The sequence below is a fragment of the Chitinophaga eiseniae genome (genome assembly GCF_900167135.1).
In the GTDB taxonomy this organism is placed as follows: Bacteria; Bacteroidota; Bacteroidia; order Chitinophagales; family Chitinophagaceae; genus Chitinophaga; species Chitinophaga eiseniae.
Map to the genome: position 1 here is coordinate 391,896 of NZ_FUWZ01000006.1, position 14,107 is coordinate 406,002.

General features: G+C 50.6%; 12 protein-coding genes and 1 pseudogene. 2 read left to right on the top strand and 11 right to left on the bottom strand.

Annotation, left to right across the window (positions count from 1 at the left end):
- Window positions 1-109: 109 nt before the first annotated feature.
- From B5D63_RS30660 to B5D63_RS30670, 3 genes are all read right to left on the bottom strand, one after another.
- The gene (locus B5D63_RS30660) at window positions 110-667 is read right to left on the bottom strand and encodes an SMI1/KNR4 family protein (protein ID WP_078672690.1); all 558 of its coding nucleotides are present in this window, start codon (window positions 665-667) and stop codon (window positions 110-112) included.
- A 33-nt stretch (window positions 668-700) separates the two neighbouring features.
- Window positions 701-1,924 carry a thioredoxin family protein gene (locus B5D63_RS30665; protein ID WP_078672691.1) on the bottom strand — a complete coding sequence of 408 codons (1,224 nt, stop codon included), beginning with the start codon at window positions 1,922-1,924 and terminating at the stop codon, window positions 701-703.
- A 61-nt stretch (window positions 1,925-1,985) separates the two neighbouring features.
- Complete coding sequence (locus B5D63_RS30670) at window positions 1,986-2,909, bottom strand: bestrophin family protein (protein WP_078672692.1); 924 nt, start codon at window positions 2,907-2,909, stop codon at window positions 1,986-1,988.
- Window positions 2,910-3,260: 351 nt separating this feature from the next.
- Between B5D63_RS30670 and katG the strand changes: the two genes are divergently transcribed.
- On the top strand, window positions 3,261-5,528 hold the full coding sequence (katG, locus tag B5D63_RS30675; protein ID WP_078672693.1) for a catalase/peroxidase HPI: 2,268 nt from the start codon (window positions 3,261-3,263) through the stop codon (window positions 5,526-5,528).
- Between the two features lie 52 nt (window positions 5,529-5,580).
- Here the strand turns inward: katG and B5D63_RS30680 are convergent, their stop codons facing one another.
- Window positions 5,581-6,171, bottom strand: coding sequence for a YdeI/OmpD-associated family protein (locus B5D63_RS30680; RefSeq protein WP_078672694.1), 591 nt, complete (start codon window positions 6,169-6,171; stop codon window positions 5,581-5,583).
- A 222-nt stretch (window positions 6,172-6,393) separates the two neighbouring features.
- Here B5D63_RS30680 and B5D63_RS30685 point away from each other — a divergent pair, with 222 nt between their 5' ends.
- Window positions 6,394-7,878 carry an FAD-binding oxidoreductase gene (locus tag B5D63_RS30685; protein WP_078672695.1) on the top strand — a complete coding sequence of 495 codons (1,485 nt, stop codon included), beginning with the start codon at window positions 6,394-6,396 and terminating at the stop codon, window positions 7,876-7,878.
- 99 nt (window positions 7,879-7,977) lie between these two features.
- On the opposite strand, the gene B5D63_RS30690 is transcribed toward B5D63_RS30685, so the two are convergent.
- The 7 genes and pseudogenes from B5D63_RS30690 to B5D63_RS30720 all read right to left on the bottom strand — a co-directional run bounded on the left by B5D63_RS30690 (window position 7,978) and on the right by B5D63_RS30720 (window position 14,104).
- Complete coding sequence (locus B5D63_RS30690; protein ID WP_143313207.1) at window positions 7,978-8,466, bottom strand: hypothetical protein; 489 nt, start codon at window positions 8,464-8,466, stop codon at window positions 7,978-7,980.
- Window positions 8,467-8,609: 143 nt separating this feature from the next.
- On the bottom strand, window positions 8,610-10,076 hold the full coding sequence (locus B5D63_RS30695; protein ID WP_078672697.1) for an adenosine deaminase family protein: 1,467 nt from the start codon (window positions 10,074-10,076) through the stop codon (window positions 8,610-8,612).
- Window positions 10,077-10,162: 86 nt separating this feature from the next.
- Entirely contained in the window at window positions 10,163-10,948 is a 786-nt protein-coding gene (locus B5D63_RS30700; protein ID WP_078672698.1) for an ATP-binding protein, read from the bottom strand.
- 52 nt (window positions 10,949-11,000) lie between these two features.
- A pseudogene (locus B5D63_RS35855) lies at window positions 11,001-11,054 on the bottom strand (hypothetical protein); the annotation flags it as partial.
- Window positions 11,055-11,121: 67 nt separating this feature from the next.
- On the bottom strand, window positions 11,122-11,862 hold the full coding sequence (locus tag B5D63_RS30710; RefSeq protein WP_078672700.1) for a DKNYY domain-containing protein: 741 nt from the start codon (window positions 11,860-11,862) through the stop codon (window positions 11,122-11,124).
- Between the two features lie 9 nt (window positions 11,863-11,871).
- A complete protein-coding gene (locus B5D63_RS30715) occupies window positions 11,872-12,528 on the bottom strand; it encodes an Imm19 family immunity protein (protein ID WP_078672701.1) in 657 nt (218 codons plus the stop codon).
- Between the two features lie 124 nt (window positions 12,529-12,652).
- Window positions 12,653-14,104 (bottom strand): RagB/SusD family nutrient uptake outer membrane protein, encoded by a 1,452-nt coding sequence (locus tag B5D63_RS30720; RefSeq protein ID WP_159456232.1) that lies wholly within the window; start codon window positions 14,102-14,104, stop codon window positions 12,653-12,655.
- Between the last annotated feature and the right edge of the window lie 3 nt (window positions 14,105-14,107).

Sequence of the window (14,107 nt, forward strand, 5' to 3'; positions counted from 1 at the left end):
AGATATGTTTCCCTCCGGCAAACGCCAGCCGTTGGCCATCATGACTGGCCGCGAGGTGATTCCGGTCGCTGAAATCATCTGTGTCACCACATCGCCCCAGGTGTATACCCTACTCCACATAAAAAGCTTTGGGATACCCCTCCGGGTAATGCTCCAGCGTAAAAAACTCATCAAAAGCCGCCGGATCGGTATCTTCGTAATATTGATTAATGATCTGCAAAAAAGCTTCCAGTCCGGGTGCTATCACCTTCCGTTCGCCGTCGTCGTGCCAGAACTTCAGCAGTTGTCCCTGCTTACCGGTGAAAACGCCGCCGGTATCGTAACAGATATAATCGCCACCGCCATTATGAAAAAGTGGTATCCAGGCAGCATGCCACCAGTTTTCTATCTCAAAATCATATCCTATCATACCTGTCAGCTCTTTGGCGATCTCCAGCGCTTCCTGCAAAGGCAGGAATGTCGAATTATTGACAAACGCCTCGTAATAATCATCCCGCTGGCCGTTTTTCCATTGATACAAGGTTTTTACATCGGCAGGCAAAGCGATGCCGTAACTCTTTTCCAATGCGGCAATAGCATCTTCTGTCAACGGAGCGTTCAGGTTGGCGTAAAGCTCCGGTCTTAATTGCGAAAGGTGCTGGTCCAGTGTGGCTAACGTATTTTGCATGGTATGACTATTTAATTAGCATCAAATCTTTTATCATTTTTTCTTTTCCAGTTCCTCTATCAAATCTACAAATACTTTGGTATCAGGCATCAATGCATTACACCGCCTGGCCCACAACAGGGCATCTGCCAATGCTTGTTTCTCCGACGACGGTAATTGTGCAAAAGCATGGGCTGCCGTATACAGCAGATCACTGATTTCTCTCGAATAAATCCGGGTGGCGATTTTCCGTTCTTCTGCAAAGCCCGGCATTTTAGTGCTGTCTTTCTCACCGCTCAAAAATGGCTGTATGATTTTATCATACCGTCGTTTGTCTTCCTGGCGGATGGAATCCATGGAAACGCCGAAAGGGCGCTCCGCCATCCTGTAACCTGCTTTTTTCAGCAGGCTGTAATCCCTGACCAGTGCGCTATAGAGGAGGTCGAGGCGGTTCAGGAACGCCTGCTGGCCGGCATTAAGGCCATACAACCGCTTTCCGAACGTGAGCAATGCGTTATACTCAACCAGCCGCCGCTCTGTGAAGGCTACACCGGCGCTCTTTCTGATCAGTTTCTCAAAAAGGCGGTCACCCACCTGTACTTTGGAGGCGTCGCTCATAAGATGATAGTGGTCCATGAGGTAGATCAGTGCTGCAGAACGCGCGCCGTTGATCTGACGGGCCAAAAACAGCAACGTGCTATCATCCTTCAATACCGGCAAGGGAATAGTGGTAAAATAGGCATCCAGCACTTCGCTGTTGTCCAGGTCGGCGGCTGCCAGGCTGCGGAGGTACTGTTTGAGAAATTCAGGTTCCCGGTTTCCTTCCTTGAAGATCTTTTCAAGATTACCAGGATTGTTTTTGTCAGCCCCCGCCCGTACCGCAGCATCCGCCAGTTGGATAAAGGGAGCCTTCTCTCTTTCGCCGACTGCCTTATGTACCAGGTAGCCATCACTGTTCAGGAACAGAAACGTCGGATAGGCGCCCACGTTATACTTCCGGGCCAGCGTCACGCCTTCCCCCTTCTCCGCGTCCAGTTTATAGGCAATGAAGGGCGCCTCATATTTCTGTGCCACCCTCCGATCCGTAAACACCTCCCTGTCCATGTATTTGCAGGGACCGCACCATTCCGTATACACATCAACAAAGATCATCTTGTCTTGTTGTCGGGCTTCCTTCAATAGTTCTTTCCAGGAGCCTTTAAAAAACGGGATGCCGGTTTGTGCAAAGACAGAGGAACAGACGAGGACGAGAAAACAAAAGAAGGCCAGCTTTTTCATTGTAAACGAGTAACGGGTGGTGGAATCGCAGGTAAAATATAGAAAAAAACGGGAGGAAACATCAATCTATAAAATAGGTGCTAACGGCGGACGGCGTCTCCCGCGGAAGGTCCGCCTGCTCGAATACGGAATATTCAATCGTTTTGCAAATACTGTTCAGCGGCAGGTCATTTTCTTCTTCCCCGAATGGTTCAGCAATCTCCTGCACAATAGCATCAAGGGCAATAAATGTATAGCTGATCAGCAGCACAATCAGTGGCATCATCCATCCCAGGCTGTCTACCAGTCCGAAAGGCAGCCAGAAACAGTAGAAGTAAACCGTCCGGTGCAGTAAAACGCTATAGGCGAATGGTAAAGGCGTATTGGAAATTCTTTCACAGCCACCGACTACCTGTGAGAGCAGGTTCAACTGACGGTCAAGCGTACTGAGGGTGATAGTGTCTATTCTTTGCTGCTGATGTTGTTCGCCGATCCATGCGCCCATCATGTCGAGGATGGCCACCGGCTTATACTTCTTTTCCCGGAGATCATTGTATTGTTTTTCAGTCAGCAGCCTTGAAAGTTGTGTAGTATCGGATTTGCCGCGCAACTGGTCATTCAGGGCCCATGCAAAAGCAGCGATCATCCTGATAAAGCCGGCTTTATTTTCTCCGGCCCGTGGTGAGGTATCCTTCACCAGCGTCAGTATCTGCCTGGTCAATGACCGTGATTCTATGACCAGCGATCCCCACAGCTTGCGGCCCTCCCACCAGCGGTCGTAGCTGGCCGTGTTGCAGAATCCCATAAAGATGGCCAGCGCCAGGCCGATCAGTGTAAATATGGTAGGGTTGAGATGGACTTTATAATCATAGATGGTACCATTGAAATAGAGGATCATCAGGGAGAACACAGCGATGATCGTTAGCTGGGGCACAATCTTTTTCAATACCGACCCGTGCCAGATAAACAACATTCTAAACCAGTGGGTGCGTTGCCTTGTGATCATGCAAGCTGCTTATTTTGCGATTAAAGCTAATCATTAGTTTTCGATTAGCGGTGATCTGTTTTGTTAGCGTCACCAGCACTTTCCAAAACCGCAGCGCCATACGTTACAACTGCGGAGAATAATCCTGAAATTTAGTATATTAGAAGCAGGACACGGTAAACCGTGTCGCAGCGTGGTGTGTATCCATATCGACAGATGATTCCTTTTCCGACAGCCCGCATAAAGAATAGTTTTTAACTATCAGATTATAGAACTAATTGATTTTTCCTATATCCCTAATGCCTTTACTTTTACCGGACCGCATCTGAAAAGGTGCAAGCACATATTCCTTCCATACCAAAATTGAAACAAATGGAAAAAGAAGTAAAAGACATCAGTAAATGCCCATTTCATAATGGCACAATGAAGCATAATGTTGGCGGTGGCGGCACCAGGAACCCTGACTGGTGGCCCAACCAGTTGAAAGTTAGTCTGCTCCGTCAAAATTCGTCTTTATCAGATCCGATGGATAAAGATTTCAACTATGCCGAAGCATTCAAAACCCTGGACCTGGAAGCCGTAAAAAAAGATCTTCATGCGCTGATGACCGATTCTCAGGATTGGTGGCCGGCAGATTTCGGTCACTATGGTCCATTGTTCATTCGTATGGCCTGGCATAGTGCCGGCACCTATCGCGTAGGTGATGGCCGAGGCGGCGCAGGGTCCGGACAGCAGCGGTTTGCACCACTGAACAGCTGGCCCGACAATGTAAGCCTGGACAAAGCACGCAGGCTGCTGTGGCCCATTAAACAGAAATATGGTAAAAAGCTCTCCTGGGCCGACCTGCTGATCCTTACCGGCAATGTTGCGCTGGAGTCCATGGGCTTTAAAACATTCGGTTTTGCCGGCGGCCGCGAAGATGCCTGGGAACCAGATGAATCCGTATACTGGGGCGCAGAAACCACCTGGCTGGGCGGTGATCTCCGTTATGCGCATGGTTCCCCGGGCGTGGCGGAAAACCACGGCGTAACGGTGACAGATGAAGACGCAGACGGCGACGTCCACTCGCGTAACCTGGAAAAACCGCTGGCGGCCGTTCAGATGGGGCTTATCTATGTAAATCCCGAAGGTCCGGACGGCAACCCCGACCCTATCGCTGCGGCTAAAGATATCCGTGACACCTTCGGCCGTATGGCCATGAACGACGAAGAAACCGTTGCCCTCATCGCAGGAGGTCACAGCTTCGGTAAAACCCACGGCGCCGCCCCTTCCACCCATGTAGGCAAAGAGCCGGAAGCGGCGGATATGGAGCTGCAGGGACTTGGCTGGGCCAACAGCCACGGTACCGGCAAAGGCGCCGACACCATCACGAGCGGCCTGGAAGTTATCTGGACGAAAACACCCACACAATGGAGCAATAACTTCCTCGAAAACCTGTTCGCCTTCGAATGGCAGCTGACCAAAAGTCCGGCCGGCGCACACCAGTGGGTAGCTAAAAATGCCGACAGCATCATCCCCGATGCCTATGATGGCAACAAAAAGCACCTCCCCACGATGCTCACCACTGACTTGTCCCTGCGTTTTGATCCGATATATGAAAAGATCTCCAGACGTTTCCTCGAACACCCGGACGAATTTGCAGACGCTTTTGCAAGAGCCTGGTTTAAACTGACACACCGCGACATGGGCCCGCGCAGCCGCTATCTTGGCGCTGATGTGCCGGCTGAAGTCCTGCTCTGGCAGGACCCCATCCCGGAAGTAGATCATCCGCTGATCGATGAAAGTGACATTACCGCATTAAAATCTAAAATACTGGACTCCGGCCTGACCGTGTCTGAACTGGTATCCACTGCATGGGCCTCCGCCTCCACTTTCCGCGGCTCCGACAAACGCGGCGGCGCCAACGGCGCCCGTATCCGGTTGGCCCCCCAGAAATACTGGCAGGTCAACAATCCTTCTCAACTGGAAAAAGTACTAAGCGAGCTGGAAGCTATTCAGAAAGAATTTAACGGCACGAAGAAAGTCTCCCTGGCTGACCTCATTGTACTGGCCGGTGCCGCAGGCATTGAAAAAGCCGCCAAAGACGCAGGGCACAATATCACCGTGCCGTTTACGCCCGGCCGTATGGATGCCTCCCAGGACCAGACCGATGTGGAGTCTGTTGGCTTCCTGGAACCGCTGGCAGACGGTTTCCGAAACTACCGCAAGGCTAAAATCCCGGTATCCACAGAAGAGCTGCTGATCGACAAAGCGCAGTTACTGACACTCACCGCTCCCGAGTTAACAGTCTTGCTAGGTGGCCTGCGTGTACTTGAAACCAATTTCGACGGTTCCAGACACGGTGTCTTCACTAACCGGCCGGGTCAGCTGACGAACGACTTCTTCGTTAACCTGCTCGATATGAGGACCGCCTGGAAAGCAACCGGCCCTGATAAAGAAATCTACGAGGGCAGCGACCGCAGCACGGGGGAAGTAAAATGGACAGGTACCCGCGCCGACCTGGTATTTGGCGCCAACGCAGAACTGCGCTGCGTGGCCGAAGTATATGCCAGCGCAGACGGGCAGCAGAAATTTGTGACTGACTTCGTGGCGGCGTGGAATAAAGTGATGAACCTGGACCGCTTCGATTTGCACCGTTAATGGTATGGAATAAAGGAAACAAAACAGCCTCCCTGACGGAGGCTGTTTTGTTTTAGTCATTTAATCCTTTTCCATCAAGAATATGTTCCATGTATTTTTCGATCCTGGACATCCGTGTTTTGGCTTGTTTGGCAGCCGAGAAATAAAGCAGATACCCCCTTTGCCGTCCCGGTGTTAACGCCTCAAATGCTTTTTTCAGGGCCGGTAATTTATCCAGTTTTTGCCGGAACTCATCCGGCATATTAAATTCTTCTGTCTTTTTATACTGCACCTGGTAACCTGCTTTTTCTATTTCGATGGCTTCAAATACGTAAGCTTTCAGCATACGTGTCATTTTTACAATCTCCTTTACGTTCGTAAAACGGATCTGGCGGGTGGCTTGCACATTCTCTGACTGTATCACGAGGATGCCTTCCGGATCGGCCATCAATGCGCCTTTAAAGAACAACAACGCACAATACTCCTTAAATCCGTGCATCAGCACCACGTTTGTGCCGTTATAGGTGTAACAGGGAACCCCCCATTTTAATTCTTCTGTCAACTGACAATCGAGTAGTATATCTCTCAGTTTTTCAAACTCCTCACGCCATGTTTCGGAACGCTCCATGAATGCATCTACTTTTTCCGCACCGGTTTTTGCCATAGAAATATAGTTTTGGGCTGAATTGTTATTTGGTTGTCGTATTGGTTTTCGGCTGCAATATATACCGTATTCATTAATTTATCATGCTCCCTGTTTCTTCATCGGGTTTACGTTTGTAATTTTTCCGGCAAGTATTATCTTTATTCAACGTCATGTGCGCCGTCTCCGGCGAATCTTACAAAGTGCTATCCACGACAAACATATCTTTATTAAACGAATGCTATGGAAAAAATCACGCCGCAGGATACACGTTATGCTGATCTCGCAGAAAAACGATTCAACAAACGTTTTGCCGGAAAACCCGAATACATTGTATTGCCTGCATCTACTGACGAAGTAAAAGCGGCCGTACAGGAGGCGGTCAGCAGCGGGCGCAGGCTCGTGGTACGCAGTGGCGGCCACTGCCTGGAAGGCTTTGTAACAGATCCTGCCGTGCAGGTATTGCTGGACCTCTCGATGATGACCCATATTTATTACGACGCCGAACGGGCTGCTTTTGCCGTAGAGGCCGGAGCCACCGTGGGAGAAATGTACAGGAAACTTTTTCTTGGCTGGGGCTTGGTGTTACCTGCGGGCGAACACCCCGGCATTGGCGTAGGCGGGCATGTGCTGGGCGGCGCCTTTGGTTTTCTCTGCCGGGAATACGGGCTGGCAGCAGATTATCTTTATGCAGTAGAAATCGTAACGGTCGATGCTTCCGGGAAAGCGCACGCGATTATTGCCACGCGGGAAACGGATGATCCCAACCGGGAGCTCTGGTGGGCGCATACCGGCGGCGGAGGAGGTAATTTCGGAATTGTCACCCGCTACTGGCTGCGAGCGACAACTGCTACTGGCAACGACCCTTACACCGCATTGCCCAAAGCACCATCATCCGTAACTACTTTCCGGGTGTCGTGGGACTGGCAGCAGTTGGATGAAAGTGCATTTAACCGGCTGACGAAGAACTTCGGCACGTGGTGCCTGGAAAACAGTCACCCCGACTCCCCTAGCCTACCTTTATTCAGCATACTATTTCTCAACCACCGGAATATTGGCCGGGTGGATATCAAAGGACTGGCTACCGGCGTCCATGCCCGCCAGCTGATAGACCTTCATCTGGCCGATGTGGCGGTACCGGTGGGCGTCCCTTATTCGCTGCAGATAGGAGAAACGCCCTGGTTGCGCTTTGCGCTCAACCCGTTCCCCGAACTGTTTCAGCCGGGCCTGGACAACATACAATCCAAAGTGAAAGACGCCTGGTTCCGCCAACCGCTGACAGACAGCCAGATGGCAACTGCCTACCGGTATCTCCATGCAGCCGTCCCCATCGGCGGCGGCCTGGGCATGGCCACCTACGGCGGTAAAGTCAACTCCATTGCCGCAGATGCTACCGCCACCGCCCAGCGGACTTGTATTATGGACGTGGCCTGCAACACAGGATGGATAGATCCCAAAAGCGCAGCCGTTAGCCTGGAATGGGTCCGGCATTTTTACAGAGACCTTTTTCCCGGTACCGGTGGCGTACCCGTGCCGAACGAACAAACCGACGGAGCTATGATCAATCATCCGGACACCGACCTGGCCGATGCCGCATGGAACCTGTCCGGCACACCGTGGCATACGCTCTACTATAAAGACAACTATCCGCGGCTGCAACAGGTGAAAGCCAAATGGGACCCACTGAATATCTTTCATCACGCATTATCCATACAGGCAGCCCTATAATAGCGAAGCGGCGCACAGACGTGCACCGCTTCGCTTGTTTGCTTGTTTTGCTATTTATTGTAACAATTATGAATCAGCCAAACCGCTGAAGTAAACCAATTACTGACCTTTGTAAGTGAATTGTTTGTCATGACGTGTTCCTGCTGCAACAGAAACATTCTGTGCATTTGTCTGCACCGTTCCGTTGATTTCTGCCTTATAACTTAAAATAATCGGCGCACCTTCCCTATTGCTTACTGCTACACTTAAACTGCCGAAATCGAATGGTTTGACCGTTTCAAAAACATATGTCTTCGTAGCCCCCAGGAACTTCGTATCATCCACGTGAACGTCATCTGCATTCCCCTGGTCTGCGCCGTTGATCTTCCATACGGAGGCACCATACTGGCTGGCATCATGATTGCCGGCATTTGCCCAGATGTCAATATCATCTTCGGCGGTAACTCCTGTCGCTGTCACTGTATATTTAATCGTAATTTTATTGGCTGGCGCCGGATCATCTTTTTTGCTGCAACCGGTAAATACTACACTGGCCATTGCCGCAAGGCACAGTCCCCAAACAATGTTTTTTGCTTTTCTAGTTCCCATTTATGTGTATTGAAGGTTAAAATGAATGATCCAAAGGTAGGATCATCAGCTACCCAGGACAATACCGGGAAACCAGCATTTTAGACTACATGTTTTTGGAAAGGGTTATCTGTATTGCGTTCTGGCGGTAATCAACAGATGGCTTACCTGGCACGGTGCCGGAGCACCTGCTGCTCAAACCTTGCGAATGCCGCATCCAGTTCGCGCAGCTTCTGTTCCTTCACCACAGCCGGCTTTATAAAGCTATACCGGATACTGTTCCTCACCATCTGCTTTATATCCGCATAGTGCAGCGACGGGTAACGGGTGGCCAGCAGTACGTATTGCCGGGTAAGATCTGTCCGGAGCACGCCGGCGTCATCTGTGCTGATAACAACGGGCACCTTGCGGGTAAAATACAACAATACCGGGTGCTGCTCATTTTTTACTTTTAAAATAAATTCATTACTGCTTAAATTGATTTCGATCGCGATCTTTTTGCGGGCCATGAGATCGAGCAGCGGCTTCCAGGCCGATTCATAAGCAATATCAACACCATGTCCAATCCTTCTTGCGCCGGCTACCATCACCGCTTCGGTAATATGGGTACGTAGTTGTTCCGGCCTGACCATACCGGCAGTCAGCTCCCCGGCATGCAGTGAATAGGGTACGCGTCGGTAGTAACTGCGGTCCAGGTGCGCAAACATGAGCATATGCAGCTGGTAGTCCCTCATCGATACTTCCCCGTCTTCCCGGGATACCAGGTTCACGCCCACTACCAGCGAGTCCCGGTCTGCAATTTCAAAAGCCAGCAGTAGCCGCCGGTACACACTTAACGGAGCGCCTGCCCTGGAAGCGCTGAGTTGATACCGTACCATAAACGTACTATCGTCCACGTTAGCATTGCGGTGTACCTCCGCCATCCGGCGGCGGCAACTGTCAGCCCAATGGGTTGCTCCATGCGCCAGCAGCGAATCCCTCAACTTGTCAAGGATGCCGAATACCGCCAGGCTATCTTTCAGGGAGACGCCCTCCAGCGATTTCTCCCATCCTTCGTTCTCCGGCAGGTTGATCCGCATATCCGGCTGCCCCGTCTGGGTTTCGATATATTGTACATTTTCGCTGACCGCCCGCTGCCTCAGTTCGCGCAACCCTTGCTCCATCCCAAAGGAGGCTATAAAAGACATCTTCCCGAAGGTGCCGAAAAAATGTTCGTCAGATGGGCGTAGCGATACTTCATAGTCTTTCGCGGACACCGTCCGCAAAAATGCCTGTTTAAGTGAGTCAAACCGGGCATCGCGCGGCAGCGCTGTAAAACGTTTCCAGGGTAAGGTATGCGCGACGCCCGGCGTGTCGACATCAACGGTGGATGTATTTATCCAGCCGTCATGGTCCGACAGGATCTGCCAGTAGGTCTCCCCGTACATTGACCCTGAAAAATGGTGATGGAGATCTCCGCCTTTGGGCATGGCCGTAAAAAAGGTGGTCAGCAGCAACGGATCACGGCGAACCTCTTCAAAATAGTCGCCTACCTGGCGGGAAATATCCTGGTCTTCAGGAATGGTCGTCAGTGCCATCAAGCCGGCTACACCGGCCGCAACAGCTACATTCTGCAGCATTTTTCTCTTCATAGTGTTATACTTAAAGTCAAGTAAGCCTTTGCTTCACCAAAAGAAGGGAAAGACACGGAAATAGCGTTACAGCACACACCTGGGGGCTATAGTTTTTTTTGCTGCGCTACATTCTCCATCAGGAAAGTACTGATTTCATCGAAGGAATAAGGCTTGGAGAGGAACCCTTTAATATTACTGAGCAACAACTGTTCTTCCGGGCTGAGTTCTTCCCTGATACTCTCCTTTGAGGCACCGGAAGTCAGCACGATGGGGCCCTGCTGTTTTTCTTTGGAGAATGCTGACATCAAGGCGGCCAGTCGTATATCGGGCAGATAGGCATCCAGGAAAATAATAGCGTAGTCGCCGTTATGGCTCATTTCCAGCGCCTTAGCCCCATTACCCGCTATATCCACCTCGAAGCCGAGATAGGTTTCCAGGAACTTACTGAGGTATTTCTGCGTGAAGGAATCATCTTCTATAACGAGCGCCTTTAAACCACGGCCATCGAAGTAGTCATTGTACCGGGTATGTTCTTCTTCTTCGTACGTGGGATGCAGCGGGAACACCAGGGTGAAGAGGGTGCCTTTTCCCAGCTTGCTGGATACCTGAATGGTACCGCCCAGCAGCGTCACCAGCTTTTTCGTAACATAGAGGCCTATGCCGCTGCCGGTCCCGGGATTGCTGGTAGCATACAGATCAAATATCCGGTCAGCCTGTTCGGCGGACATTCCCGGCCCCTGGTCTTCAATAACCATCCTGAAGGTAGCAGCTGTTTCCTGTATCCTGACGGAGATGTTGCTTCCCTCCCGGTTGTACTTGATAGCGTTTTCGATGAGGTTCCCCAGTAAGGTTGTTGGACAGTTCCAGGAAGGCAGACAGGTCCCGCTCATGGATATCGACTGCCCGGTCGATCGCTTCCTCCGTAGAGCAGTTGAACTCTTCTTTAATAACAAGCACCAGGTTCATGGCCTCATGGTCTTCCAGCTCCTTTTTCAGCGAATAGACATCATTGCTCCAGGAGACGAGCCGGCAGGGACAAACGTTGTTGCGGGTATCCGGCGCATTACCCGCCGTTCAGCACATCTTTGAGGCATTCCGCAAACGCAGCTGCTGTAATTTCTTCCCCGAAGTGATAAAAGCGGTTTTTATCTTTTGCAATGGTGACGTTGGTTTCCACAGTCTCAAATGTGGCATGGTCGGCACCGGCCAGTGCAAGTTCCTGGAAAAACACCGTAGTCTTGTCTTTGCCGTAGTTGGTATTGAATGCCGTAAAGGTCCGCGGGTCGGCTTTCTTCAGCTTTTTACCCCGCCACAGCACATAACGGCTGTCTTTGGCGTAACTGCCGTTGATCCGCCCGAAAGTAGCGGTATCGATCCCTTTGATAGCGATAGGTTTCTGCGAATAATACTCCATCATCCACAGGACGTTCTTGTCTTTTGCATAGGACGTGATCTTTTGGGGACGCCCCTGTTCGTTCAGCTGAAAGCCGGTGTCCAGCACTTCAAACGTTTCATGGTCTACTTTTTTATCGGCACCGCCGATATTGTAAATATGATATTTGTCTTTGGCAAAATAGTAGTTCAGGACTTCAAAGGAAGCGGGGTCTGCATCTTTAAAAGGCTCTCCCATCCGGTAACAACGGGCTTTGTCCTTTGCAAAATCAAAGTGGCAGACAAATGTTTCCGCATCGGCCTGTTTAACGGGGTATGTATTGTAACAGACACCCTGACCGTCGATGATATAGTAGCCGTTTCCCGCAGGAAGCATTTTAGCAGATGGCCATGTTGTTGGTTTTTCCCACATAAGTTTCGTTTATACGACGGCTGATCCGATCAGCTGATTTATGGCGAGCAGGTCTTCCCCCCTGTTCTGACGATTTCTTTCAGAATGATTTCTGTTGATAACCCAGCCGATATCCGGTGTATGTTCAAATATATTTCCTTCTTCCTCTTCGAAGATGAGATGACTGCTCAGGAACCGCGTGAGAACCTTTATTTGGTCCGCAGGCAAGTCCAGTGCCATCTCTTTCAGGCGGTTGGTTATGGCAACCTCTATTTCAGCGCGTTCCGACTGGTTTCCGGCCACCAGCGGAAGCAACAGGAAAAATAACAGCGACGGGGCTGTTTCGTCTTTGCTGACAAGGGTTTGCAGCTCTGTCCATCTTAACAGGGAGAGATGAAAATTCCCGCCGGTATTACCCAGATAGGTATCATTAAAGAAATAGATGGTTTCACAGGGATGAAACTCCGCGAAAAAAGTCACGGTCTCGTTGAGGCGATGGACGTAGGTATATCCCTGCCACGGTTCTGCTGTTTTACCGGTTAGTTCTTCCCACCATTCACCGGGCGGCATGGAAAAGTGTTCCGGCAGATAGTCTGTCAGCATGGTTTCTGTTTCATCATCGCTGGCAAAAGGGAACTGGGTGAGTAAGAACAGGCAGAAATTTTTATCGGATAAATCGAGTTGCATTCGTTATATATTTTTCGGGTATCGGATCAACAACAGCCATTTTTCCGGTATGGCCGCCGTAAAGGTATATAAAAAGTAAAGCCCGCGCAACTGCGCGGGCTTTACACGATTATTTGAAGACAGCTTATTTGTAAGCCGGGTTCTGTTCCAGGTGACTGATGTCGATTTCGCGCTGCGGAATCGGCAGGATATTGCGGCCGTTACCGGAAGCCTGGGTGATCGGTCTCCAGTGGTCGGCAGCCGTTCTCACCAGCGTTTTCTTGCGCCTGATGATATCAAAGAAACGGAAACCTTCGCCGTGCAGTTCTTTTCTGCGTTCGTTTTCGATTTCGGTTTTCAGTGCTTCGCCGGTGTTGGTGGATTTCACCGCACCGGTGATCGCTCTCTTCTGTACTTCGAACAGGGCAGTTTGTGCAGCTGCGTCGTTATTCAGTTCAGACTCGGCTTCTGCTTCGATCAGGTACATTTCAGCAGAGCGGATCATCGGCATGTCCAGATCGAGGGTGCTTCTGTAGTAGAACTTGTTCATCAGGTAACCATCTTTGGTTGCCACTACGTCATCGCGTTGCAGCGCATCGCCGACGGTGGTTTCTACCTTGTCCAGGTTCACATAGAACTGTTTTTTGCGGATATCGTTGTCTGCAAAAAGGGCAAAGAAGGATTTGGAGGCGCGGAAGGTACTGTAACCGATATCATACGGTTCCTGGAAAGATGCCAGCATCAGGAAGCTGGTGTTATCATCTGTGCGGTAGTCCAGGCCCCAGATCCATTCGGGTGTTTTATCCACAAAACCGTTCAGCAGCGTAGCAGCCGGGTCCAGCGGATATCCTACGCGAGCCTTTTTAGCATAATTGCTGGCTTCAGCCCAGTTGCCCATATCGAGGTACAGGCGTGCCTGCAGTGCGTATACGGCGTTGATGGTGATACGGAAAGCGTTGGTACGGCTTTTTTTCAGGTTCTGTTCAGCGAACTTCAAGTCTTCCAGCATGAAGGCGTAGATTTCCTTCACAGAAGAGCGTGCCGGTGTAGGGTCTTCCGCTTTCAGCGGTTTGTCTACTTTCGGAATGCCGAGGCCATCAGGGCTTACGGAATACGGCTGAGCGTACAGGCGTACCAGTTGATGATTGGCCCATGCCCTTAATGTCCTGGCTTCCGCGAGGTAATCTGTTTTTACGTCTTCCGCGATAGGAGACTTAGGCAGGTTAACGATCGCCTGGTTGCAGCTGGAGATCATTTCAAACGCTCTTTTCCAGAAAACAAAGGAGAGTGCGCCTGAGCCGCCGTTAGCTATTTCTGTAAACTGGTACTCGGTAACGAAGCGGTTATAGTTGCCAGTGCTTTTTATCAGCTGATCGCCGCCTTTTACGTCCACCGTCAGGAAGATGTGGTTGGTGAACTGGCTGGGCTGCATCAGATCGTACAGACCGATCATAGCAGCGTTTACGCGTGACGGTGAGCTGAATGCATCCGAGGACTCTACCGACAGCACAGGCGCCGTATCGAGGTAAGTTTTCTTACAGCTGGAGAATGCAAAACCAGCAGCCAGTATATACGTGATATATAAGTTCTTCTTCATTAT